This is a genomic window from Streptomyces sp. XD-27 (genome assembly GCF_030553055.1).
Lineage (GTDB): Bacteria > Actinomycetota > Actinomycetes > Streptomycetales > Streptomycetaceae > Streptomyces.
The window spans coordinates 4,391,835-4,412,648 of sequence record NZ_CP130713.1 but is presented as its reverse complement, the minus strand read 5'-3'; the positions used below and the strand labels follow the sequence as shown (position 1 = coordinate 4,412,648).

Sequence of the window (20,814 nt, the reverse complement as noted above, 5' to 3'; positions counted from 1 at the left end):
CCGCTTCACACCCCGGGCGCGGGACGCACGGCGATCCCGTTCCGCTCGAGCAGTGCTGCCGTCACCCCGTCTCCCGGCACCAGCTGCCCGGCGAACGACCCGTCGTACACCGCACCGCGTCCGCACGACGGACTGCGCGGCATCAGCAGCGCCTCCGTGCAGCCTCCGTGCCGCGCCGCCGCGAGCGCGCGTCGCGCTCCGTCCACGAACTCCGCTGTCACATCGCGCCCGGTGTCCTCGACGACCCGCGCCGTCCCGTCGAGCACGTCGTACCCGTCTCCGCCCACCAGTTCCGCGGGCCGCCGCGGTGTCGCCAGCCCGCCCGCGACCTCCGGGCAGAAGGAGACGACGTCGCGACCGGTCAGTGCCTCCTCGATCTCCGAAGACGCCTGGTGGCGCCCGTCGAACCGGCAGGGCACCCCGCGCAGACACGCGCTGACCAGGATTGCTTCCATGTCGCCAGGCTAGCCATCGCCGTGTGATGGCGCCTCAGAGCCCTGCCGGCCGACACTCGATGGCCCACGCGAAGGCCGCGTCCGCCCGAAGGCCGCCTCCGCCCGAAGGCCGCGGCTCACCGGAACGCCGCGATGTTGCGGGCGGCCCACTCGCCGAAGGCGTGCGGGGCGCGCCCCAGGACCCGCTCGACATCGGGGCTGACGCGCCGCTCCTCCGGCGTGGGTTCGCCCAGGATCGCCAGCGTGCCCTCGACGACCGGCAGCGGCATGAACCGCGCCATCTGCGCGTGGGCCTCCTCGCGGGTCTGGTCCACGAAGCGGACGGGCTCGCCCAGCGCCTCGCCGAGGGCCGCCGCGCGCTCGCGCGGCGTGGTCGCCGCAGGTCCGGTCAGGGTGTAGGTCGCGCCGTCGTGCCCGTCCTCGCGCAGGACGGCGGCGCCGACCGCGGCGACGTCGTCCGGGTCGACGAAGGGCAGGCCGACGTCGCCGAAGGGCGCGGCGGCGGTGCGGTGGAGGCGGACCGGCTCGGCCCAGGCGAAGGCGTTGGACGCCAGCCCGCCCGAGCGCAGGATGGTCCACTCCAGGCCCGACTCGCGCACCGCCGCCTCGAACCGCCCGGCGTGCCCGTAGACGTGCGGCCGCGTACCGGCGCCCTGGCTGGACAGCAGGACGAGCCTGCGGACGCCCGCCGCCTCAGCCGCTCCCGCGATCCCCCGCGGGTCCTCACCGGCGACCAGGAGGAACACCGCCTCCGCCCCCTCCAGCGCGGGACGCAGGCTCTCGACGTCACCCAGGTCGGCGGCGACCGCGCGCACGCCCGCCGGGACGTCGGCCGCGGTGACGCGGCGCGCGACGGCGGTCACCTGCGCGCCTGCCTCGGCCAGCAGCCGTACCAGCGTCCGGCCGACATTGCCCGTGGCGCCCGTGACGACGATCATGCTGATCCCCCACTTGTTAGTTAGTTGACTGACTTAGAAGGACCGTAGCACACACCCGCGCCTATAGTCAGTCGGGTGACTGACTCACAGAATCCGAGAGCCAGGACCGCCGGAGCCAAGCGGCAGCGCCTGATGGCCGCCGCGGCCCAGGTGGTGCACCAGCAGGGCGTCGAGCGCACCACCATCGCCGACATCGCGCGCGCCGCCGACGTCCCGACGGGCAACGTCTACTACTACTTCAAGACCAAGGACGAACTGGTCGCGGCGGCGCTCGCCGAGCACACCCGCCAGTTGGAGATCATCACCGGCGAGCTGGACCGGCTGCCGGACCCGCGGGAGCGCCTCAAGCGCCTCGTACAGGGCTGGGTCGGGCAGCGTGAGCTCGCGGCCCGCTACGGCTGCCCCACCGGGACACTCGCCGCGGAACTGGACAAGCGCGCGGAGGGCGGGCTCGACGCGGAGGCGGGCAGCGTCATCCGGCTGCTGCTGGACTGGGTGGAACGCCAGTTCCGCGAGATGGGCCTGCCCGACCCGGACGAGCTCGCCCTGACGCTGGTGGGCGCGTACCAGGGGATGTCGCTGCTGACCAACGCGCTGCGGGATCCGGAGATCATGGCCCGTCAGGGGGCCCGGCTGACCGCCTGGCTGGACTCCCTCTGAGCGCCCGACGCTCCATCAGAACCGTACAAAGTCCCGCAGGATCATTGCGAGGAAGAGGGCCCGGCCGCCGAGCGGCCGGGCCCTTGGCGCACTGCGGGTGCTATCGCGACGTCGTGAGCGAGCAGGTGGCCTTCGCGGTCTTGGCCGGGTCGCTTTCCGAGCGTGCGGTGAGGGTGATCCTGCCCTTGCGGTCGGCGTTCGCTTTCGCGGTCACGGCGACGTCGACGTCGACCGAGGCGCCGTTGGCGGCGGTGGCGAGCCGGTTGGGGAGCCAGGCGGACCAGCCGCGGCCGGAGGCTGTCGCGGAGAGCCGGTAGATGTCGGAGGAGAGGTGGGAGGCGACGGGGTCGGGGTGGCCGTTCGCGGGCCGCGGCGCGGCGTGGCCGGTGTTGGCCAGGTCGAAGGTGCACAGGGCCCGGCCGGATCCGGGGTCGCCCTGCGCGGTGCCCGGTCCGAGGTCGACGCCGCGGGCCTGCGGTCCCGTGCCGTCCAGGGACTTCACACCGATGTCGTACGAGAGCACTCCTGACGCGTCGCGGCGCACGTTGAGGACGTAGAAGTGCAGGCGGTTGGCCTCGTCGACGTACTCGTAGGAGCTGCCGGAGTCGGCGCCGGCGTGGAAGAGCGCGTCGCTGAGCTGCCGGTAGTCGCCGATGGTGATCTTCTGCGGGGTGCCGTCGGGGCGAGTGAAGTCCACCAGGTCGATGTCCTCGGGGTGCGCGTCGACCACCCAGGCGAACGGGGCCCGGTCCGCGTTCTTGGTCTTGCTGAGCAGTACTCCGCTGTCCGGCGTGAACGAGTCCATGCCCATGCGGTCCACGACCTCGACGGTGTAGTTGTCGTAGCCGCCGCCGTCGCACAGGGGGTCGGTCTCGCGGTCGCAGGTCGGGGACAGGTCGCGGCCCATGGTGATGTTGACGCCGCTGAGCCCCTTCTCGCCCGGTGGCGCGGAGCGGGCGGTGACGCGGGCGACGACGAGGCCGGAGTCCTTCAGGGCGTCGCGGTCGAGGCGGAGGACGTTCTTCTCGTCGACGATGCCAAGTTTGATCTTGTCCCGCAGAACGTGCTGGGCGCCCATCGAGCCGCCGCCGGTGGCGGGTATCCGCCACCGGGTGTGCGGCCCCCCGGGGCCGTTGAACGAGCCTCGGGAGAGCATGCCCCAGATGCCGGTGTAGGACCGGCTCAGCGGTGTGCCGTACGGGTTGTTGTAGTTGTCCCCTATGCCGAGGATGTGGCTGAGTTCGTGCGCGAAGGTGGCCATGCCGGAGCTCTCCGCCTGGGTGGAGGAGCCGTTCGCGGCGTTGGGCCAGATGCGGGCGGCGGCCTGCCACGACGTCCACGGCACGTAGCGGGTACGGGCCGCGTTGCCGCCGTCCGGGGTGGGAGAGGGCGGTCCCCAGGCGGCGGGCACGTCCTGCGGCGACGCGAATGCCATCGGGCCGAACTCCTGCCAGGCGGAGGACTCGTCCACGCCGGCGGTGAGATAGAAGACGAAGTCGAAGTCGGCGGGCCGGCCGGGCCCCACGTCGGCGATCCAGGCGCGCTTGCCGTCGGCGCGGAGGTCCTTGCCGCAGGTGTCCCCGCGCGGGCAGGCGCCGGGGTTCATGCCGGGCTCGATGCCGTACTGGTAGGACTTCCACGGCATGCGGTACACGCCGAAGGCGGTCAGCTCGACCCCGACGCGGCCGCCGGAGTCCTCCATCCAGTACTCGTTGATGGTGTGCCCGTGGTTGAGCGCACCGGGCTTGTTGAGGAAGTCCCGGTAGAAGGCGGGCACTCGGTCGCGGGGGATGCCGGCGGCGCTGGGCAGCGGGTTGCCGAACCGGGCGGTGCCTGCCTGCTTGGTGACCGAGAACTCCTCGTCGGGGTAGTCCAGGAGTACCAGGGCACCTTTGAACGTGCGCTTCGTGGGCTTGACGTCGGGGTCGGCCCAGTCGGTGCCGGGGACCGGGCGGTACTCGTCCCACGTCATGTCATCCGGGTTGCGCCACTGCTGCGGGTCGATCGGCTGGACGAGGGGCGGCCGCGTCCCGGGGGCCCGGGACGCGGCATCGGGTACCGCCCCCGCGGGTCCGGCGGCGATGGCCGCCAGGAGGCCGAGGAGCAGGGCGACGAGGCGTGTGCGGCGGAGGAACAAGACTCACCTCTTGTCTGAAGTCACCGGACTTCATCGGACGAGGACATGGCAAGCCGTTCGATGCCGTCAAGGTAAGGGGAGGGGAGTCAGGACACCAGAGTGCCGTCGTTTCACGGCGACTTGGGGGCCGCGCGCCGCATCGCGGCTCAGACGCCGGCGCGGGCCTTGGCGATGGCGGGGTAGCGGGCGGTGAACAGCGCCGGGAGGGCGAAGCCCGCGACCTTGACGGCGATGACGGCGGCCGTCGCGTGCGGGGCCTCGTGCAGCAGGACGGCGAGGGCCGCGGCGTTGAGGGTGAACGCGACGGCCCACACCGAGGTGACGACGGCGTTGATCCGGTAGAACAGCGGAAGCCCCCACACCTCGGGCGGCGCCGAGCGGCGGGCGATGCCGAGGGTGAACGGCTTGCGTATGGCCAGCGATATCCACGCGGTGGCCCCCAGCCACGCCAGCGACATCGCGGGGGCGTAGTCCTTGAGCGGCGAGTCGGGGGCGGCGAGCGCCATGCCCCCCAGAACGGCGAAGAACCCCACCCCGCTCACCTCGATCACCAACTCGCCCCAGGCCCGGCCGGCCCTGCGGTCCGCGACGAGCAGCCCGCCCGCCAGCACGAGGCCGGTCAGAGCGCCGTACCCCCAGCCGATGCGGGTGGCCATGACGACGAACGCGATCCAGGGGATGAAGCCGCGGACCTGGGACATGCTGCTCGACCTCCGACATTCCAGTTGTGACAGGTGAAACCTAGAACCTCCATCGGTGACATGTCAAAGGTGGAATGTCGGGGGTAGGATGTCGGGCATGAGCCTTCGACACGCCGTACTGGGACTGCTGGCCGAGCGTCCGGCAAGCGGGTACGACCTGCTCAAGACCTTTCAGACCTCGCTGGCGAACGTGTGGCCGGCCACCCAGAGCCAGCTGTACGGGGAGCTGACCCGCCTCGCCGACGCCGGTCTGCTGTCGGTGTCCGCCGAGGGCCCGCGCGGCCGCAAGGAGTACGCCGTCACCGAGGCGGGCCGCGAGGAGCTGCGGCACTGGCTGCTGGAGACCGACCCCGTGACCGTGCGGCGCAGCGACATGCTGCTCCGCGTCTTCCTCCTCGGGACCGTGCGGGAGGAACAGGCCCTCGACCATCTTCGGGCGCTTGTCGACCGCTTCGACGCGTTCCACGACGAACTGCGCGCGATCAACGACTCGGTCCCGTGGGGTGAGGGGACCGGCCTGACCGTCTACGGCCGCATCACCCTCGAATGGGGCCTGCGGTTCATGACCATGCAGCGGGAATGGGCGACCTGGGCGGCGGAGCAGATCGCGGCTTCCCAGGAAGAGATCGCGGCCCCCCAGGAGGAGGCCGCGGCCCCCAGGAGGAGGCCGCGGCCCCCGAAGCGGGCTGACCCGCCGAAGAGCTGCGGCGTTACGCCGTGCCGGGGGTCTTCCGCGTGGTCACGTTCATCCGGTTCCAGGCGTTGACCGTGAAGATCAGCGCGATGAGGTGGGCCAGCTCCGACTCCTCGAAGTGCCGGGCCGCCTCGTCGTAGACATGGTCCGGCACGCCCTCGGGCAGCCGGGTGACCGCCTCGGTGAGAGCCAGCGCGGCGCGCTCTTTCGCGCTGTAGAGGCTGGACTCCTCCCAGGCGCTGAGCTGATGCATCCGCTCCTCGGTCTCGCCTGCCTTGCGGGCGTCACCCGTGTGGTAGTCGATGCAGTACGCGCACCGGTTGATCTGGGACGCGCGGATCTGCACCAGTTCGACCAGCACCGGGTCGAGCCCTTCACGGGCGGCCGCGTCGAGCGTCAGAACCGCCTTGAAGACCTTGGGGGCGGCGGCGGTGAAGTTCATGCGCTGGGGAATCTGAATCGCTGTCATGTCGTGAACACTACGGGCCGAATGCGCCACGGATAGGGTGCAATTCTCCAGTGGTTCCATGGGGCAATACGGCAACGGGCGAGGCAGGAGCAGAGCATGCGGTCAGCGGACTCCGGGGCGGGCGCCCGGACGGCTCCCGAGGCGGACTCCGGGGCGGGCGCCGATCTGCACCTGGTGTTGGACGGCGCCGGGAACCGCAGGGAGCAGCTGATGCGCGCCCTGCGCGACGCCATCTCCTCCGGCCGACTGTCCCCCGGCGTCCGCCTCCCGCCGTACCGGTCCTTCGCCGCCGACCTCGGCATCGCCCGCAACACGGTCGGCGAGGCCTACGCGGAGCTGGTCGCCGAGGGCTGGCTCACCGCCCGCCAGGGGTCGGGCACGTACGTCGCCCGGCGCGCCGAACCCGGCGCCCCGACGCCCGTACGCCGCAGGCCCCCGGCCCCGCGCCGCGTCGTCCACGACCTGATGCCCAGTTCGCCCGACGCGTCCGCGTTCCCCCGGGCGGCGTGGCTCACCTCCGCGCGGCGCGCGCTGAGCACCGCGCCGAGCGAGGCGTTCGGGGTCGGCGACCCGCGCGGCCGCCACGAGCTGCGCACCGCGCTGGCGGAGTACCTCGCACGAGCCCGCGGCGTACGCGCCACCGCCGACCAGATCATCGTCTGCGCCGGGTTCGCCCACGCCCTGCGCCTGCTCGGCGCGTGCCTGCGCGGCACGGTGGCGGTCGAGTCGTACGGCCTGGGCTTCCACCGCGACCTGCTCGCCGGGGCGGGGCTGGACACCGTCCCCCTCACGGTCGACTCCGGCGGCGCGCGGATCGGCGAACTGCCCGGCACCGGCGCCGACTCCGTGCTGCTCACGCCCGCGCACCAGTACCCGACCGGCGGGCCGCTGGCCGCCGAGCGCCGGGCGGCGGTCGTCGACTGGGCCCGCGCCCGCGGCGGCCTGCTGCTGGAGGACGACTACGACGGCGAGTTCCGCTACGACCGGCAGCCGATCGGCGCCGTCCAGGGCCTCGACCCGGACCGGGTCGTCTATCTCGGATCGGCCAGTAAGAGCCTCTCCCCCGCCCTGCGGCTGGGGTGGATGGCCGTACCCGAGTCGCTCGTCGACAGCGTCCTCGCCGCCAAGGGCGTCCGCGAACTGCGGTCGAGCGCCCTGGAGCAGCTGACGCTGGCCGACTTCATCGCCTGCGGCGCGTACGACCGCCAGCTCCGCCGCATGCGCCAGGTCTACCGGCGCCGCCGCGACCAGCTCGTCGCCACGCTCGCCGAGCGGGCCCCGCACATCGGGGTCAGCGGCATCGCCGCCGGGCTGCACGCCGTCCTGGAGCTTCCGCCGGGGACCGAGGCGGCGGCCCTGCGCTCGGCGCGCCGCCTGGGCCTCGCCCTCGACGGGCTCTCCGACTACCGGCACCCGGCGGCCGGCATGCCGCCGCGCGACGGCCTCGTCATCGGTTACGGCACGCCGCCCGACCACGCCTACGGGGCCGCGCTGGACGCCCTGTGCCTGGCGCTGCCGTGACGGCGGCCTGACGCCCCGTCACTCGCGTGTGGGGGCGGGCGTCAGGGTGGGGTTCGGCGTGAGGACGCGCCGCAGGACGGACTCCACCTCGGTACGGGTGGGGGGCCGGCTGCCCGCGAGGCCGCGCAGGGTCAGGCCCGTCATCGCGGTGGCGGCGGCCGCGGCGGTGTCCTGGTCGACGTAACCGAGCAGGGCGTTGGTCGTCAGCTCGATGTCGCGGTCGGCGATCGGCCGCAGCGCGGGGCGGCGCAGCGCGGCCAGGAAGAGCTCCAGCTCCACGGTGTGCTGGTCGCGGTTCGGCCCGAAGCAGGCCATGAGGACGTCGGTGAGCAGGACCACGAGCTGCTCGGCGGTGAGCCCGGGGCGCTGGGCGACCCAATCGTCCAGATAGGCGCCGTACCGGTCGACGGAGCGCCGCAGGGCCGCCTCGATGAGGTCGTCCTTGGTGGCGAAGTGGTACGTGGTCGCCCCCAGCGGCACCCCCGCCTCCTCGGCGACGGCCCGGTGGGTCAGCCCCTCGATGCCGCGCGCGGCGATGACGCGCTCGGTGGCGGCGGCGATCTCCTCGATCCGCCGCTGGGGATCACGCCGCCGCTTGGGGGCCGCCTTGTCGGCCATCGTCGCCTCCGGTCTCCGGTTTCCGTCCGCGTCCATTCCGTCGTGACGCCCATCGTAGTACGGACGTACCGCTTGGCCATGTCCACCTCCAACCAGCGGACACACCACACATGCGACACATATGCCCGTATTGCGCATCCCCAGAGAGCCGCTTACAGTACAAATGTATCGATCGGCGGAAGGGGCGCCTGTCCCGCTCCGGACCACACCAAGGAGTCACGAAGATGAAGATCGCAGTTCTGGGCACCGGCGGCGGTGGCCGCGCGCACGCCGCCAAGCTCGCCGAGCTCGGCCACGACGTCATCGTCGGCACCCGCGACCCCGAGGCCACCCTCGCCCGCACCGAGCCCGACATGATGGGCAACCCGCCCTACGGACAGTGGCTCGCCGAGCACCCCGGCATCCGCCTCGCCACCTTCGCGGAGGCCGCGGCCGCCGCCGACGAACTCGTCATCAACGGCATCGACGGCCACAACGCCGTCCGGGCGCTGACCGCCATCGCCGACCGGCTGGCGGGGAAGGTGCTGATCGACTACGCCGTCCCCTTCATCTACAACCCCGAGGTCGAGCACCCGTGGCTCACGCCGTGGGGCGTGATGCCGAAGCTCGACCCGTGCGACACCGACAGCCTCGGAGAGCAGATCCAGCGCGCCCTGCCCGAGACTCGCGTGGTGAAAGCCTTCGTCACGCAGGAGCAGGAGACCGTCGTCGATCCGCAGGCCATCGGCGGCGGCGACCACACGATGTTCGTCGCCGGTGACGACGCCGACGCCAAGCAGGTCGCGACCGACCTGCTGAAGTCCTACGGCTGGACCGACATCCTCGACCTGGGCGGCCTCGTGTGCGCCCGGGGCATGGAGATGTACGCCCACATGCACAGCGCGATCCAGTTCGGCCTGGGTGGCGCCCGCTTCGGCGTCAAGATCGTCCGCTGAGTCCGCTGGTTCGCCGAGTCCGCTGAGGGGCGGGCGGCCGTCAGCCGCGGGCCAGGGCGGCGAGCGCGTCCTCGACCCCCGGTGGAAGGTGGGGTAGGCGTAGATCATGTGACGGAGCCGGTCGACGGGCACCTCCGCCTGCACCGCCACGGCGAGCCCGTAGAGGACCTCGCCGCCCGCGGGTCCGGCGGACGTGGCACCGACCAGCACCCCCTGGTCGGCGTCCTCGACCAGTTTGATCAGGCCTTCGTTCCCCACCTTGTGGATCCAGCCGCGCGCCGACGAGGGCACCCGGGCGGTGCCCGTCCGGACCCGGATCCCGTGCTCGCGGGCCGCACGTTCGGTCAGTCCGACGGAGCCGACCTCGGGATCGGTGAAGGTGACCCTCGTCAGGGCGTGGTAGTCCGCGCCGGGTCCCGGCGCGCCGAGGATGGCGCGTACGGCGATCTCGGCCTGGTACATCGCCACATGGGTGAACGCGCCGGCCCCGGTGAGGTCGCCGACCCCCACACGCCCTCGGTGGCGCGCAGCTGCCCGTCCACGGACAGGGCGCGGGCGTCCGGGTCGAGGCCGACGGTCTCCAGGCCGAGGTCGGCCAGGTTGGGGCGCCGCCCGGTGGCCACCAGCAGGCGGTCGGCGGTGATCGGGTCGCCCCCGTCGAGGGTGAGGGTGAAGGCGCCCCCGGCGTTGCCGACGACCCCGGCACCTCCGGTGTCCCCGGTGTCCCCGCCATGACGTACGGCGGTGGCCCGCGCCCGTGTGCGTACGGCGATGCCCTCCGCGCCGAGCACCTCCGCGAGCAGCGCCCCGGCCTCGGGCTCCTCCACGGGCAGCAGCTGGTCCCTGGCCTCGACGACGGTCACCCGGGTACCGAAGCGCGCGAAGGCCTGGGCCAGCTCCAAGCCGACGGCGCCGCCGCCGAGGACGATCAGCGAGCCGGGCGGCTCCTCGGCCGCGACCGCGTCGCGGTTGGTCCAGTACGGCACCTGGTCCAGGCCCGGTACGGGCGGGATCTGCGGGCGGCTGCCCGTGGCGAGGACGACGCCGCGCCCGGCGGTGAACACCTGGCCGTCGACGTCGACCCGGCCGGGCCCGGCCAGCCGCCCGCGGCCGCGCACGAACCGTCCGCCCTTGCCGGTGAACCGGTCCACGGCCGCCTGGTCGCTCCAGCCGTCCGTCGCCTCCTCGCGGATCCGGGCCGCGACGGGCGCGAAGTCCGGGGTGACGGAGGCCTGCCCGGCCATGCCGGGGACGCGCCGGGCCTCGGCGAGGAGGTTCCCGGCGCGGATCATCATCTTGCTCGGCACGCAGGCCCAGTACGGGCACTCCCCGCCGACCAGTTCCGCCTCCACCCCGACGACGTCGAGACCGGCCTCGGCCAACCGCCCGGCGACGTGCTCACCCCCCACGCCCATCCCGATGACGACGACATCGGTGTCCTGTGTCATGGCCGGCCTCCTCCATCGGGTGTGTCCAGGGCATTGATCACTCTGTACCCGAAAGGAGAGGAATGTCCCAAGAAGAGGAATGTCCCATCACGCCCGCGCCCGGCCTCTCGCCCTTCCGCGTCGGCCGTGCCCCTGGGCGCTTCCACGCCGGCCGTGCCGCCGGGCGGCGCCGTCGGGGTGGTGGCGCCGCCCGGGGGGCGTGGATCAGTCCTTGCCGAGGAGCTTCTTCATCCGGGTGATCTCCGCGCTCTGGGAGGCCACGATGTCCTCGGCCATGTCCTTGGCCGCCTGGTGGGAGCCCTTGTCCTGCTCCGTACCGGCCATGGTCACCGCGCCCTCGTGGTGTTCGATCATGAGCTCCAGGAAGGCGGTGTCGAACGCCTTGCCGGACGCCTTCTCCAGCCGGGCCATGTCCTCTTCGCCCATCATTCCGGGCATGTCGTGACCGGAGTGGTGGGCGCCGTGCCCCTCGGCGGGCGTCTGCTCGCCCCATGAGGTCAGCCAGCCGGACATCGTCTTGATCTCCGGGTCCTGCGCCTTCTTGATCGTGACGGCGAGGTCCTTGACCTGCTGCGACGACGCGCGGTCGGCCGCCAGGTCGGCCATCGCGACCGCCTGCCGGTGGTGCGGGATCATCCCTTGCGCGAAAGAGACGTCCGCGGCGTTGTGGTCCTTGCCGGCGCTCTGCGACGCGGTCGCGGAGGGGGTGGCGTCCTTGCCGTGGCCGGAGTGGCCGCCCGAGCCCTTGTCGTCGCTTCCGCCGCAGGCGGCGAGTACCGCGGCCGCCGCGGCCACGGCGACGGCGGCCGCCGCCCGGCGGGCCAGGGAACGGTTGGTCATGCGTGTGGTGGTCATGGTGGGCAACTCCTGTGTTCGTACGCGTGGTGCGCGCAGGCGCTCGCTGAGGCACGTACGCGCGCTGATGAGGCTGATCGGCATGCCGAGGACGGCGCCCGGCGGTCCCCGCTACGGAGGGCCGGGCACCGCGGGTGCCTCTAAATGCGCAGGAGTTGCAGCTCGCTCAACGACGGAGGAGCGCGGCCGCCGACCGCCGCCACGGCGTCCGGCTCGGCCACGGCCCGGTCGGCGACGGCCGGAACCGGGGAGGGCGGCAGCGCGGGCAGCACCGGCCCGGTGCTGGTACCGCCTGCCGCGCACGTGGCGTCGGCGTGCTCCGTGTGCCCACCGTCGTGGCCGCGGTCGTCCACATGCGCACAGCCCTCGGCCTGTTGCACGGAGGAGGCGACGGGCATCGGCATCGTGTGGACCGGCGCCGACGGGGCGTGCGGCCTCGCCGCCGTGGCCGTCGGGGCACCGGAGGCGTCGGCCCCAGGCCGTGCATGGCCGCCACACCGGTCAGCACCGCGAGCGTCAGCGTCAGGAACCAGGCCCGCGCCCCTCCGGGCCGGTGCCGGGCTCCAGGCCGCCGCCGACGTGTCATGCCCGGCATCCTACGTACCCGCTCCTCGCCCACGCCGCCGCGGTCCGGCATCAGCCGAGGGCCCGGAAGCGGCGCAGGCGGAGGCTGTTGCCGACGACGAAGACGGAGGAGAAGGCCATGGCCGCTCCGGCGATCATCGGGTTGAGCAGGCCGCTCGCGGCCAGCGGCAGGGCGGCGACGTTGTAGGCGAAGGCCCAGAACAGGTTCGACTTGATGGTGCCCAGCGTGCGGCGGGAGAGCCGGATGGCGTCCGCGGCGACGCGCAGGTCACCGCGGACGAGGGTCAGGTCACCGGCCTCGATGGCCGCGTCGGTGCCCGTGCCCATGGCCAGGCCCAGGTCGGCCTGGGCGAGCGCGGCCGCGTCGTTGACGCCGTCGCCCACCATGGCCACGGCCCGTCCCTCGGCCTGGAGCCGCTTGACCACGTCGACCTTGTCCTCCGGCAGGACCTCGGCGATCACCTCGTCGATGCCGACCTCGCGGGCGACCGCGCGGGCGACCGCGGTGTTGTCGCCGGTCAGCAGGACGGGGGTCAGGCCGAGCGCGCGCAGCCGCCGGACCGCCTCCGCGCTGGTGTCCTTGACCGCGTCGGCGACCTCCAGAACGGCGCGGGCCCGGCCGTCCCAGGCCACCGCGACGGCCGTACGCCCGTCGGCCTCGGCCGCCGCCTTGGCCCGCGCCAGCGCCGGCGGCAGCTCCATCGACCAGTCGGCCAGCAGCTTCTCCCGCCCCACCAGCACGGCGTGGCCGTCGACCACGCCCTGTACCCCGAGGCCGGGGACGCCTGCGAAGTCCTCGGGGGTGGGCAGGGCGCCCACCCGCTGCGCGGCCCCGGTGGCGACCGCTCGCGCTATCGGGTGCTCGGAGGCGTGCTCCAGCGCGCCGGCCAGCCGCAGCACCTCCGCCTCGTCCTCCCCCTCGGCGGTGTGCACCTTCAGCAGGGTCATCCGGCCGGTGGTGACGGTGCCGGTCTTGTCCAGCACGACGGTGTCGACCCTGCGGGTGGTCTCCAGCACCTCCGGGCCCTTGATCAGGATGCCCAGCTGCGCGCCGCGCCCGGTGCCGACCATCAGCGCGGTCGGGGTCGCCAGGCCCAGGGCGCAGGGGCACGCGATGATCAGGACGGCGACGGCCGCGGTGAACGCGGCCGTCAGCCCCGCGCCGCTGCCGAGCCAGAAGCCCAGGGTGCCCAGCGCCAGCGCGATGACCACGGGGACGAAGACGGCGGAGATCCGGTCGGCGAGGCGCTGGGCGGCGGCCTTGCCGTTCTGGGCGTCCGCCACGAGCTGGGCCATCCGGGCCAGCTGGGTGTCGGCGCCGACCCGGGTGGCCTCGACCACCAGCCGTCCGCCCGCGTTGAGCGTGGCGCCGGTGACCGCGTCCCCCACCGCCACCTCCACCGGCACCGACTCGCCGGTGAGCATCGACGCGTCGACCGCCGAGCTGCCGTCGACGACCACTCCGTCGGTGGCGATCTTCTCGCCGGGGCGGATCACGAACCGGTCGCCGACGGCGAGGTCCTCGGTACGGATCAGCTCCTCGCGGCCGTCGCGCAGAACGGTGACCTCCTTGGCGCCCAGCTCCAGCAGCGCCCTGAGGGCCGCGCCCGCCCTGCGCTTGGAACGGGCCTCGAAGTACCGCCCGGCGAGGATGAACGCGGTCACCCCGGCGGCCGTCTCCAGGTAGATCGTGCCGGCGCCGTCGGTGCGGGCGATGGTCAGCTCGAAGCCGTGGGTCATGCCGGGCATCCCGGCGGTGCCGAAGAACAGCGCCCACAGCGACCACAGGAACGCGGCGCCGGTGCCGAGCGAGATCAACGTGTCCATGGTGGCCGCGCCGTGCCGGGCGTTGGTGAAGGCGGCGCGGTGGAACGGCCACGCCGCGTATGTCACCACCGGCGCGGCGAGCGTCAGGGACAGCCACTGCCAGTACTCGAACTGCCAGGCCGGCACCATGGCCAGGACGACCACGGGAACGGCGAGGACGACGGCGGTGGCCAGGCGCTGCCGCAACGGCCGCAGCTCGTCCGCTCCCTCGGCCTCACCGGCTTCGGCCGCCGTTCCGGCGTCGGCCGCGGAGCGCCCCGTACGGGCAGGGGCGGGGGCGGGCGGAGTCGCGGTGTAGCCCGTGGCCTCGACCGTGGCGATCAGATCGGCCACAGCGAGGTCGCGGCGGTAGGTGACCTTGGCCTTCTCGGTCGCGTAGTTGACGGTGGCCTCGACCCCGTCCATGCGGTTGAGCTTCTTCTCGACGCGGGCGGCACACGAAGCGCAGGTCATCCCGCCGATGGCGAGTTCCACCTCGGCCGTGCCGGTCACCGTGGCTGTCATCACTGCTCCTCGGATTCTCTCCTCGACCATACCCTGTGGGGGTATCTCCACACGTCAGATATACCCCTAGGGGTATCTGACGCAAGGTCTCGCGGGGATCGCCGGGAACCCGGGAGATGACAAAGTGGGCTCCGCCCCCGGACCCGGGAGGTCCAGGGGCGGAGCCCATGCCATGCGGCGGAACCGGAGCCGCTACGGCCGATCGCGCTACAGGCCGACGTCGCGGCTGCGGATGTCGTCCAGGGATTCGCGCCGTACCAGCAGCCGGGCGTGGCCCCGCGCGACGGCGACCACGGGCGGGCGGCCGACCAGGTTGTAGCCGGAGGCCATGGCCAGGTGGTACGCGCCCGCGACGGGTACGGCCAGCAGGTCCCCGGGGCGCACGTCGCCGGGCAGCGGGACCCCGGTGGCGAGCACGTCGCCCGCCTCGCAGTGCCGGCCGACCACGTCCGCCGTGACGGGAGGCGCCGTCGAGTGCCGCCCGACCAGCGCGGGCGCGTACCGGACCCCGTAGAGCGCGGGCCGCGGATTGTCGCTCATTCCGCCGTCCACGGCGACGAACGTGTGCCCGCCGGACGGTTTGACCGCGAGGACCCGGTACAGCACGACCCCGGCCGGGCCCGCGATGGCGCGGCCCGGCTCGATCAGCAGCCGGGGTACGGCCAGCCCCGCCGCCGCGCAGCTCTCGACCAGCGCGGCGCGCAGCCGCCGGGCCAGCGCGGTGATGTCCAGGGACGCCTCGCCCGGCCGGTAGGCGACGCCGTGGCCACCGCCGAGGTCCAGTTCGGGCAGCTCGACACCGTGCTGCTCGTGGATCCTGGCCATGAGGCCGACCATGCGGCGCACGGCCGACAGATAGGGCTTGGCCGAGGTGATCTGCGAGCCCAAGTGGCAGTGCAGGCCGGTCAGTTCCAGCCGCGGCTGGTCCAGGATCCGGGTGACGGCGTGCTGCGCCGAGCCGTCGGTGATCGACAAGCCGAACTTCTGCCCCTCCGTACCGGTCCGGATCTTGGCGTGGCCGCCCGCGGTGATCCCCGGCACCACACGGACCATGACCTTCTGGCGGCTGCCCGCGGGCACCGCGGCCGCCAGCCGGGCGATCTCCGACGGGCTGTCGAGCACGATGCGCCCGACGCCCAGCCGCAGCGCGGTGTCCAGGTCGTGGCGGCTCTTGGCGTTGCCGTGCAGCACGATCCGCTCGGCCGGGAACCCCGTGGTGACGGCGAGCTCCAACTCCCCGGCGGAGCACACGTCGAGGCCCAGGCCCTCCTCGCACACCCAGTGCGCCATGGCGCGGCTCAGGAACGCCTTGGCCGCGTAGAGGACTTCGGCCTCCGCCTCCGGAAAGGCGTGCCGGTAGGTGCGGCACCGGGTCCGCACCTCGTCCTCGTCCAGCAGGTACGTGGGCGTACCGAAGCGGTCGGCCAGTCCGGCGAGGGACACGCCGCCCACGGCCAGGTCGCCGTGCGGCAACCGGGCGGTCGTGGCGGGCCAGACGGCCAGGTCAGCGGTGGTGTGCCCGGGAGGCGCGGGGGGTGCGGGGGGCGCGGGAGTGGCCGCGGCGGGGGTGCCGGGGGCGCCCGGGGCGCCGGACGTGCCCGGCGCCATCGGCAGGGTGGTCATCGCGCCGCCCCCCTCATCCGCATCCCCGCCGGCCCGCTGAGGACCGGCGTCGGCGGCCCGGCAGCGGGCGAATCCCAGCCGTGCCAGGGGCGTTCGGGCTTTGGTGGCGCGGCCGAGCCGGCGGGCGGCGGAGCGGCGGCGCGCACCGGAGCGGGAGCGGGGACGAACGCGCGGGCGGCGGGGGGCGCGGCGAACTGCGGATCCACCGTGACCGCGCTGACCCCCAGCGGCTCGGCCAGCGCCCGAAGCGCGGACTCCGCCAGCCGGATCCAGGCCTGTCCCGGGCCGAGAACGGCGGTCAGCCGCCGCTCGGTCGTGAAGCCGACGGCTGTACGGCCGCCGAGTGGCGTGCGGAACAGGCGGGCCGCGCACCCCGTGGGTCCCGACCGGACAGGCACATACAGCGGTCCGGCCGGGAAACGATCAGAAGGCTCCGGATCGTCTCCGTAGAGCATTTCTGCCATGGGAATCCTCCTTGAGGATCCTTTCCTCGGGATCCTCGGAAAGTGATGGCCCGGCCCGGGGAGGAGGACCGGGGCCTGCCGGTGAGGCTACGCCCGCACCACCTTCGCGTCCGACCCCTCATGACACGACGCTGACGGCGCGCGGTCCACCGTTGACACGACGTTGACGGGCCGTTGACGCGCGGCGCGGGTGACGGCCTACGGCGGGAGCCGTCGCATCAGGGCGTCGTCAAGGACGGCCCGGTGCCCTTGAAGCCCGGATGCCCTCCGCCTTGGATGGACGACATGAACAGCGGTCTGCGCCACGACGACCGGCCACCTCATACGGTGCCGCCGGTGATGCGCACTGTTCGGCCGCCGACGCGCTGACGCGCCGACGACGACCTGACGAGGCCGCGGCGCGCTCCTCGCGCCCGTACGACGTCTGTACTCGCATATGTACGCGTCCCGTGGGCGTGCGCGTAGCCGCTGGTCGTCGCACTCGCCGCCCGTACGCGCACCGCGACGCCCGCCGTCCCCCGTACGGGTACCCGTACTCGGCCGCCGCTCCGCTCACCGCGGGGACGGCCTCCGTACCGTTTCGCACGCTCGGACTCCCCCGTGGCCGGGGGCCGTTCCGCCGTGCCCGTTTCCAGGAATCGACCATGTCTTCAGCTGTGCCCACCGACAGGACCGTGCTCGTCACCGGAGCCACCTCCGGCATCGGGTGGGAGACCGCCCGCCTCCTCAGCGAACAGGGCTGCACCGTCGTCCTGCACGCCCCGGACGCCGCGTCCGGCGGGGCCGCGGTGGAGCGGCTCGTCGCGGCGGGGGCCGACCCGAAGCGGCTGGATCTCGCCGTCGCGGACTTCTCACGGCTGGCGGAGGTACGGGCCATGGCCGCGGCCGTCGCGGCCGCGCACCCCGTACTCGACGTGCTCGTCAACAACGCGGCCGTCGCGGCCCCCGAGCGCCACACGATCACGGAGGACGGCGTCGAACTCTCCCTCCAGGTCAACTTCCTCGCGGCATACGTCCTCACCCGCGGCCTCACGGGGCCGCTCACCGCCCGCCCGGGAAGCCGCGTGGTCAACGTGTCGTCGTCGATGCACCGGACCGCCTCCATCGCCTGGTCCGACCCGAACCGCAGCCGCCGCTACTCGCGGCTCGCCGCCTACGCCCAGTCGCAGCTCGCCCTCACGGTCTTCGCCCGCGCGGCGCTCCCGGCCGACTCCGGCGGCACCGCGGTCAGCGTGCACCCGGGCGTCTGCGACACGGCGCTGCTCTCGCTGTACGGGCACGAGGGCGACTCCGCCGCGGAGGGCGCCGCCCGTGTGGCGCGGCTGTGCGACCCGGCCACCGAGCTCGAACCGGGCGCCTACTACGACCGCACGGCGCTCTCCCCGGCCGCGCCCGTCGCAGGCGAACCGCGCACCGTCCGCCGCCTCGTGAAGCTCGCCGAAGAGCTCGCCGGCCAGGCCGCCTGATCCCCCGTACCCCGACCCCGCCCCGCAGGCCCCGAGGAGTCCGCACCCATGTCGAAGCGTGCCCGTAAGAAGAAGGCCCGCCGTAAGAAGAAGGCCAACCACGGCAGCAAGGCCGGTCAGCGCTGACGGCATGGTCAGCGGCCTTTCCGCTGACCGGCGGGCCCCGGGCACGACCCCTGACCAGGGGCCCACGCCCGGGGCCCGCACCTCGCTCGGGCCGGGGCCGTCACCGCGCGCGCTCCAGCGTACGGATCACCTCGGCGACCCGTCCCGCGCCGTCCTCCGCGGCCATGCGCCGGGCCGCGGACGCCGCCCGTTCGCGGTACGCGCCGTCGTGGACCGCCTGCCGGAGCGCCTCCGCCAGCCGGTCGGCGGTCAGGGCCCGGTACGGGATCGGCTCGGTCCCCGCCCCCAGGGCGGCGACGCGCCGGGCCCAGAACGGCTGGTCCGCCGTCACCGGCACCGGCACGGACGGCACCCCTGCGCGCAGCGCGGCGGCGGTGGTGCCCGCGCCCGCGTGGTGGACGACGGCGGCCGCCCGCGGGAAGAGCAGCGCGTGCGGCACGTCCCCGACCGTCAGCACGTCGTCCCCGCAGGCCGCGAGCCCGGCCCAGCCGGCCTGGAGTATCCCGCGCAGCCCGGCCCGGCGCAGCGCCTCGGTGGCGATGCCGCTCAACCGCTCCCCCTCGCCGCCGCCCATGCTGCCGAAACCGATGAAGACGGGTGGCGGTCCGGCGCCGAGGAAGTCCTCCACCACCTCCGGGAGCCGGGCCTCCGGTCGAAGGTGCGGCCACCAGGTGCCGACCACGTCCAGCCCGGCGCCCCAGTCCGCGGGGCGCGGCACCAGGACCGGGCTGAACCCGTGCAGTATCGCGCCGAGCCCGTACGGCACCGGCGCCCCGGCCCCGGAGCGCGCCCGCCTGCGGCGAGCGGTGGAGGCCCCCGCGCCCCCGCCGGTCGCCGCGGGCAGGCCGAGCCGGGCCCGCAGGTCGCGCACCGCGTCGCGGTGCAGCCGGTCGACCACGCGCAGCGCGAACCGGCCGGCGGCCCGGTTGCCCCAGCGGCCCAGGGAGCGGGTCGGCCCGACCACGGGCGGGAACTCCCCGGTGGGCGCGGTGGGTTGCAGGGCCGCACCGAGGCAGTCGGCGCCGATCGCTTCGGCCACGTGGCGGCCGAGCGTGGCGGTGGTGTTGGAGAGCAGCAGCAGGTCCGTACCGGGGTCGGCGGCGTCGGCGATGCCCTCGCCGAGGAGCCGTATCGCGGTGGACGCCTGCCGGAGCAGCGCCCGGCCACGCGGCGCCCCACCGGCCCTCGTCGGCGCCCCCGTCCCCTCGCCACCCGGGCCGGGCGGCTCGGTCGGCGCGGCCGCGTCCGTCCGCGGGTCCCCGGGCAGCGGCCGGAAGCCCAGCCCGCACTCCGCCACCCGCGCCGCGAAGGACGGGTGCGTGGCGAGCACGACCTCGTGTCCGGCCTCCCGCAGACACACCCCGAGCCCGGTGTACGGAACGACGTCGCCGTGCGATCCGGCGGCCGTGATCAGAATCCTCATCCTGGCCAGAACTCCTTGGTCGATGCCGGGACGCGTCAGTCCGCAGCGCGGCGGTCGGCGTTGGCGTGGATCGCGGCGTGCAGGTACGCGGCCAGCCCCGGGCGCTGCTCGGAGGCGGGGACCACCAGGGCGAACCCCCGTGCGTCCGCCACGTACTCGTCGGCGATCCGGCGGTGCATCTCCGGCGGGCAGGGGGTGAACCAGCGGCTGACGTGCGCGCGATGCTCCTCGGCAAGGCCGGTGGCCAGGTCGCCGTCGGCCGCCTCGTCCGCGTCGAACGCGGCGATGAGCCGCTTCCGCCAGTCGGCGGCCTCCGCCATGATCTGCCGCCAGTCCTCTTTGGTGTGCGCGGCGGCACGGGCCATCGACCGCCGGTGTCCCTCGCTGTCCTGCCACTTCAGATGCGCTTCGGTGGCGTAGCTCAGGTCGAAGGTGATCTCGCCGAAGACCTCGAACCGTTCCTGCGGGGTCAGTTCGACGCCCGTCTGCTGGACCTCCATCGCGTGCTCGGCCACCTCCACGAGCCTGCGCAGCTTGTCGATCTGCTCGACGAGGAGCCGGTGCCGGGCCCGCAGGTGATCCAGCGCGTTCGCCTGCGGGTCCTGGAGGATGGCCCCGATCTCGTCGAGGGAGAAGCCCAGTTCGCGGTAGAAGAGGATCTGCTGGAGCCGCGCGAGGTCGGCGTCGCTGTAGAGCCGATAGCCGGCCGGGCTGCGCTCGCTGGGTGTCAGCAGCCCGGTCCTGTCGTAATGGTGCAGGGCGCGCACCGTGATCCCCGCGAACCCGGAGACCTGCCCCACCGAATAGCTCATGTCCCGCCTTTCGTGACGGGCCCAGGCTGAGGCCTGACGTGGGGTGAGGGTCAAGCGGGGGTGCCGGGCTCGGCGGGCACCGGCCTCAAGCGGGGCTGCCGGCCTCGTCGGACGCCGGCGTCACCCACTCGACGAGTTCGACTATCACGTCGTTCGGGCCGGTCACCATGAACAGCCGCTCGCCCCACGGCTCTTCCCGCAGCGGCATGGTGATGTCGACGCCTTCCGCGCGCAGCCGCGCCTCTTCGCCCGCGAGGTCGTCGACCGTGAACACCACGATGACGCCCTCGGCGCGCTGGTTCCGGATCTTCTCGGGGAGCACGTCGATGCCGCGCCGCATCAGCACGATGCTCGGCGCGGCGTCGTCCCGCCCCAGGGAGGCGAAGCCGTCCGCCTCCATCTCCGTACGGAAGCCGAAGTGCCGGGTGAAGAAGGCGACGGACGCGGCCACGTCGTCGACGGTGAGGCAGATGGCGGAGGAGGTGATGCGCAAGTCGGTCTCCTTCGGAAAATCTCTTAGGTCTGACCTAACATTAGAACCGACCCACCTCGT

20 protein-coding genes and 1 pseudogene are annotated in these 20,814 nt (G+C 73.6%); 5 read left to right on the top strand and 16 right to left on the bottom strand.

Going from position 1 to position 20,814, the window contains the following annotated elements:
• Window positions 1–5 precede the first annotated feature (5 nt).
• Together Q3Y56_RS18925 and Q3Y56_RS18920 are read right to left on the bottom strand one after the other, a co-directional pair.
• Window positions 6–455 (bottom strand): DUF523 domain-containing protein, encoded by a 450-nt coding sequence (locus Q3Y56_RS18925; RefSeq protein ID WP_304463083.1) that lies wholly within the window; start codon window positions 453–455, stop codon window positions 6–8.
• A gap of 116 nt (window positions 456–571) precedes the next feature.
• Window positions 572–1,393 (bottom strand): NAD(P)H-binding protein, encoded by an 822-nt coding sequence (locus Q3Y56_RS18920; RefSeq protein ID WP_304463082.1) that lies wholly within the window; start codon window positions 1,391–1,393, stop codon window positions 572–574.
• A gap of 75 nt (window positions 1,394–1,468) precedes the next feature.
• Between Q3Y56_RS18920 and Q3Y56_RS18915 the strand changes: the two genes are divergently transcribed.
• Window positions 1,469–2,053, top strand: coding sequence for a TetR/AcrR family transcriptional regulator (locus Q3Y56_RS18915; protein ID WP_304463081.1), 585 nt, complete (start codon window positions 1,469–1,471; stop codon window positions 2,051–2,053).
• A 100-nt stretch (window positions 2,054–2,153) separates the two neighbouring features.
• On the opposite strand, the gene Q3Y56_RS18910 is transcribed toward Q3Y56_RS18915, so the two are convergent.
• Both Q3Y56_RS18910 and Q3Y56_RS18905 read right to left on the bottom strand, forming a co-directional pair.
• Entirely contained in the window at window positions 2,154–4,190 is a 2,037-nt protein-coding gene (locus Q3Y56_RS18910) for a M6 family metalloprotease domain-containing protein (protein WP_304463080.1), read from the bottom strand.
• A gap of 146 nt (window positions 4,191–4,336) precedes the next feature.
• On the bottom strand, window positions 4,337–4,891 hold the full coding sequence (locus tag Q3Y56_RS18905; protein WP_304463079.1) for a hypothetical protein: 555 nt from the start codon (window positions 4,889–4,891) through the stop codon (window positions 4,337–4,339).
• Between the two features lie 97 nt (window positions 4,892–4,988).
• On the opposite strand from Q3Y56_RS18905, the gene Q3Y56_RS18900 reads away from it, so the two are divergent.
• Entirely contained in the window at window positions 4,989–5,657 is a 669-nt protein-coding gene (locus tag Q3Y56_RS18900) for a PadR family transcriptional regulator (RefSeq protein ID WP_304463078.1), read from the top strand.
• On the opposite strand, the gene Q3Y56_RS18895 is transcribed toward Q3Y56_RS18900, so the two are convergent.
• Window positions 5,602–6,054: a carboxymuconolactone decarboxylase family protein gene (locus Q3Y56_RS18895; protein ID WP_304463077.1), complete on the bottom strand. Its 453-nt coding sequence runs from the start codon at window positions 6,052–6,054 to the stop codon at window positions 5,602–5,604. The two genes, Q3Y56_RS18900 and Q3Y56_RS18895, sit on opposite strands and share 56 nt — an antisense overlap.
• Before the next feature lie 96 nt (window positions 6,055–6,150).
• Here Q3Y56_RS18895 and Q3Y56_RS18890 point away from each other — a divergent pair, with 96 nt between their 5' ends.
• Window positions 6,151–7,575 (top strand): PLP-dependent aminotransferase family protein, encoded by a 1,425-nt coding sequence (locus Q3Y56_RS18890; RefSeq protein ID WP_304463076.1) that lies wholly within the window; start codon window positions 6,151–6,153, stop codon window positions 7,573–7,575.
• Between the two features lie 18 nt (window positions 7,576–7,593).
• Here the strand turns inward: Q3Y56_RS18890 and Q3Y56_RS18885 are convergent, their stop codons facing one another.
• A complete protein-coding gene (locus Q3Y56_RS18885) occupies window positions 7,594–8,193 on the bottom strand; it encodes a TetR/AcrR family transcriptional regulator (RefSeq protein ID WP_304463075.1) in 600 nt (199 codons plus the stop codon).
• Window positions 8,194–8,417: 224 nt separating this feature from the next.
• Between Q3Y56_RS18885 and Q3Y56_RS18880 the strand changes: the two genes are divergently transcribed.
• Window positions 8,418–9,128: an NADPH-dependent F420 reductase gene (locus Q3Y56_RS18880; RefSeq protein ID WP_304463074.1), complete on the top strand. Its 711-nt coding sequence runs from the start codon at window positions 8,418–8,420 to the stop codon at window positions 9,126–9,128.
• Window positions 9,129–9,269: 141 nt separating this feature from the next.
• On the opposite strand, the pseudogene Q3Y56_RS18875 reads toward Q3Y56_RS18880, so the two are convergent.
• The 7 genes and pseudogenes from Q3Y56_RS18875 to Q3Y56_RS18845 all read right to left on the bottom strand — a co-directional run.
• A pseudogene (locus Q3Y56_RS18875) lies at window positions 9,270–9,590 on the bottom strand (NAD(P)/FAD-dependent oxidoreductase); the annotation flags it as partial.
• Window positions 9,518–10,576, bottom strand: a complete 1,059-nt coding sequence (locus Q3Y56_RS18870; RefSeq protein ID WP_304463073.1) for an FAD-dependent oxidoreductase — start codon at window positions 10,574–10,576, stop codon at window positions 9,518–9,520. The pseudogene Q3Y56_RS18875 and the gene Q3Y56_RS18870, both read right to left, overlap by 73 nt.
• A 204-nt stretch (window positions 10,577–10,780) precedes the next feature.
• The gene (locus Q3Y56_RS18865) at window positions 10,781–11,416 is read right to left on the bottom strand and encodes a DUF305 domain-containing protein (RefSeq protein WP_304465678.1); all 636 of its coding nucleotides are present in this window, start codon (window positions 11,414–11,416) and stop codon (window positions 10,781–10,783) included.
• A gap of 155 nt (window positions 11,417–11,571) precedes the next feature.
• Window positions 11,572–11,835 carry a DUF6153 family protein gene (locus Q3Y56_RS18860; RefSeq protein WP_304463072.1) on the bottom strand — a complete coding sequence of 88 codons (264 nt, stop codon included), beginning with the start codon at window positions 11,833–11,835 and terminating at the stop codon, window positions 11,572–11,574.
• A gap of 232 nt (window positions 11,836–12,067) precedes the next feature.
• A complete protein-coding gene (locus Q3Y56_RS18855; RefSeq protein ID WP_304463071.1) occupies window positions 12,068–14,347 on the bottom strand; it encodes a cation-translocating P-type ATPase in 2,280 nt (759 codons plus the stop codon).
• A 207-nt stretch (window positions 14,348–14,554) separates the two neighbouring features.
• Window positions 14,555–15,970: a diaminopimelate decarboxylase gene (gene lysA / locus Q3Y56_RS18850; RefSeq protein ID WP_304463070.1), complete on the bottom strand. Its 1,416-nt coding sequence runs from the start codon at window positions 15,968–15,970 to the stop codon at window positions 14,555–14,557.
• Entirely contained in the window at window positions 15,967–16,434 is a 468-nt protein-coding gene (locus Q3Y56_RS18845) for an SAV_915 family protein (protein WP_304463069.1), read from the bottom strand. The genes lysA and Q3Y56_RS18845 overlap by 4 nt, the downstream gene beginning before the upstream one ends.
• Before the next feature lie 644 nt (window positions 16,435–17,078).
• On the opposite strand from Q3Y56_RS18845, the gene Q3Y56_RS18840 reads away from it, so the two are divergent.
• A complete protein-coding gene (locus tag Q3Y56_RS18840; protein WP_304463068.1) occupies window positions 17,079–17,900 on the top strand; it encodes an SDR family NAD(P)-dependent oxidoreductase in 822 nt (273 codons plus the stop codon).
• A gap of 226 nt (window positions 17,901–18,126) precedes the next feature.
• On the opposite strand, the gene Q3Y56_RS18835 is transcribed toward Q3Y56_RS18840, so the two are convergent.
• The 3 genes from Q3Y56_RS18835 to Q3Y56_RS18825 all read right to left on the bottom strand — a co-directional run bounded on the left by Q3Y56_RS18835 (window position 18,127) and on the right by Q3Y56_RS18825 (window position 20,754).
• Window positions 18,127–19,449, bottom strand: a complete 1,323-nt coding sequence (locus tag Q3Y56_RS18835; RefSeq protein WP_304463067.1) for a nucleotide disphospho-sugar-binding domain-containing protein — start codon at window positions 19,447–19,449, stop codon at window positions 18,127–18,129.
• 35 nt (window positions 19,450–19,484) lie between these two features.
• The gene (locus tag Q3Y56_RS18830; RefSeq protein ID WP_304463066.1) at window positions 19,485–20,261 is read right to left on the bottom strand and encodes a MerR family transcriptional regulator; all 777 of its coding nucleotides are present in this window, start codon (window positions 20,259–20,261) and stop codon (window positions 19,485–19,487) included.
• Window positions 20,262–20,346: 85 nt separating this feature from the next.
• Window positions 20,347–20,754 (bottom strand): VOC family protein, encoded by a 408-nt coding sequence (locus Q3Y56_RS18825; RefSeq protein ID WP_304463065.1) that lies wholly within the window; start codon window positions 20,752–20,754, stop codon window positions 20,347–20,349.
• Window positions 20,755–20,814: the final 60 nt, after the last annotated feature.

Bases quoted from the DNA above. Each gene is read 5' to 3' on its own strand.
- Q3Y56_RS18925 (WP_304463083.1), bottom strand. From the start codon at position 455: ATGGAAGCAATCCTGGTCAGCGCGTGTCTGCGCGGGGTGCCCTGCCGG.
- Q3Y56_RS18920 (WP_304463082.1), bottom strand. From the start codon at position 1,393: ATGATCGTCGTCACGGGCGCCACGGGCAATGTCGGCCGGACGCTGGTA.
- Q3Y56_RS18905 (WP_304463079.1), bottom strand. From the start codon at position 4,891: ATGTCCCAGGTCCGCGGCTTCATCCCCTGGATCGCGTTCGTCGTCATG.
- Q3Y56_RS18900 (WP_304463078.1), top strand. From the start codon at position 4,989: ATGAGCCTTCGACACGCCGTACTGGGACTGCTGGCCGAGCGTCCGGCA.
- Q3Y56_RS18895 (WP_304463077.1), bottom strand. From the start codon at position 6,054: ATGACAGCGATTCAGATTCCCCAGCGCATGAACTTCACCGCCGCCGCC.
- Q3Y56_RS18890 (WP_304463076.1), top strand. From the start codon at position 6,151: ATGCGGTCAGCGGACTCCGGGGCGGGCGCCCGGACGGCTCCCGAGGCG.
- Q3Y56_RS18885 (WP_304463075.1), bottom strand. From the start codon at position 8,193: ATGGCCGACAAGGCGGCCCCCAAGCGGCGGCGTGATCCCCAGCGGCGG.
- Q3Y56_RS18880 (WP_304463074.1), top strand. From the start codon at position 8,418: ATGAAGATCGCAGTTCTGGGCACCGGCGGCGGTGGCCGCGCGCACGCC.
- Q3Y56_RS18870 (WP_304463073.1), bottom strand. From the start codon at position 10,576: ATGACACAGGACACCGATGTCGTCGTCATCGGGATGGGCGTGGGGGGT.
- Q3Y56_RS18865 (WP_304465678.1), bottom strand. From the start codon at position 11,416: ATGACCAACCGTTCCCTGGCCCGCCGGGCGGCGGCCGCCGTCGCCGTG.
- Q3Y56_RS18860 (WP_304463072.1), bottom strand. From the start codon at position 11,835: ATGCCGATGCCCGTCGCCTCCTCCGTGCAACAGGCCGAGGGCTGTGCG.
- Q3Y56_RS18855 (WP_304463071.1), bottom strand. From the start codon at position 14,347: ATGACAGCCACGGTGACCGGCACGGCCGAGGTGGAACTCGCCATCGGC.
- lysA (WP_304463070.1), bottom strand. From the start codon at position 15,970: ATGACCACCCTGCCGATGGCGCCGGGCACGTCCGGCGCCCCGGGCGCC.
- Q3Y56_RS18845 (WP_304463069.1), bottom strand. From the start codon at position 16,434: ATGGCAGAAATGCTCTACGGAGACGATCCGGAGCCTTCTGATCGTTTC.
- Q3Y56_RS18840 (WP_304463068.1), top strand. From the start codon at position 17,079: ATGTCTTCAGCTGTGCCCACCGACAGGACCGTGCTCGTCACCGGAGCC.
- Q3Y56_RS18835 (WP_304463067.1), bottom strand. From the start codon at position 19,449: ATGAGGATTCTGATCACGGCCGCCGGATCGCACGGCGACGTCGTTCCG.
- Q3Y56_RS18830 (WP_304463066.1), bottom strand. From the start codon at position 20,261: ATGAGCTATTCGGTGGGGCAGGTCTCCGGGTTCGCGGGGATCACGGTG.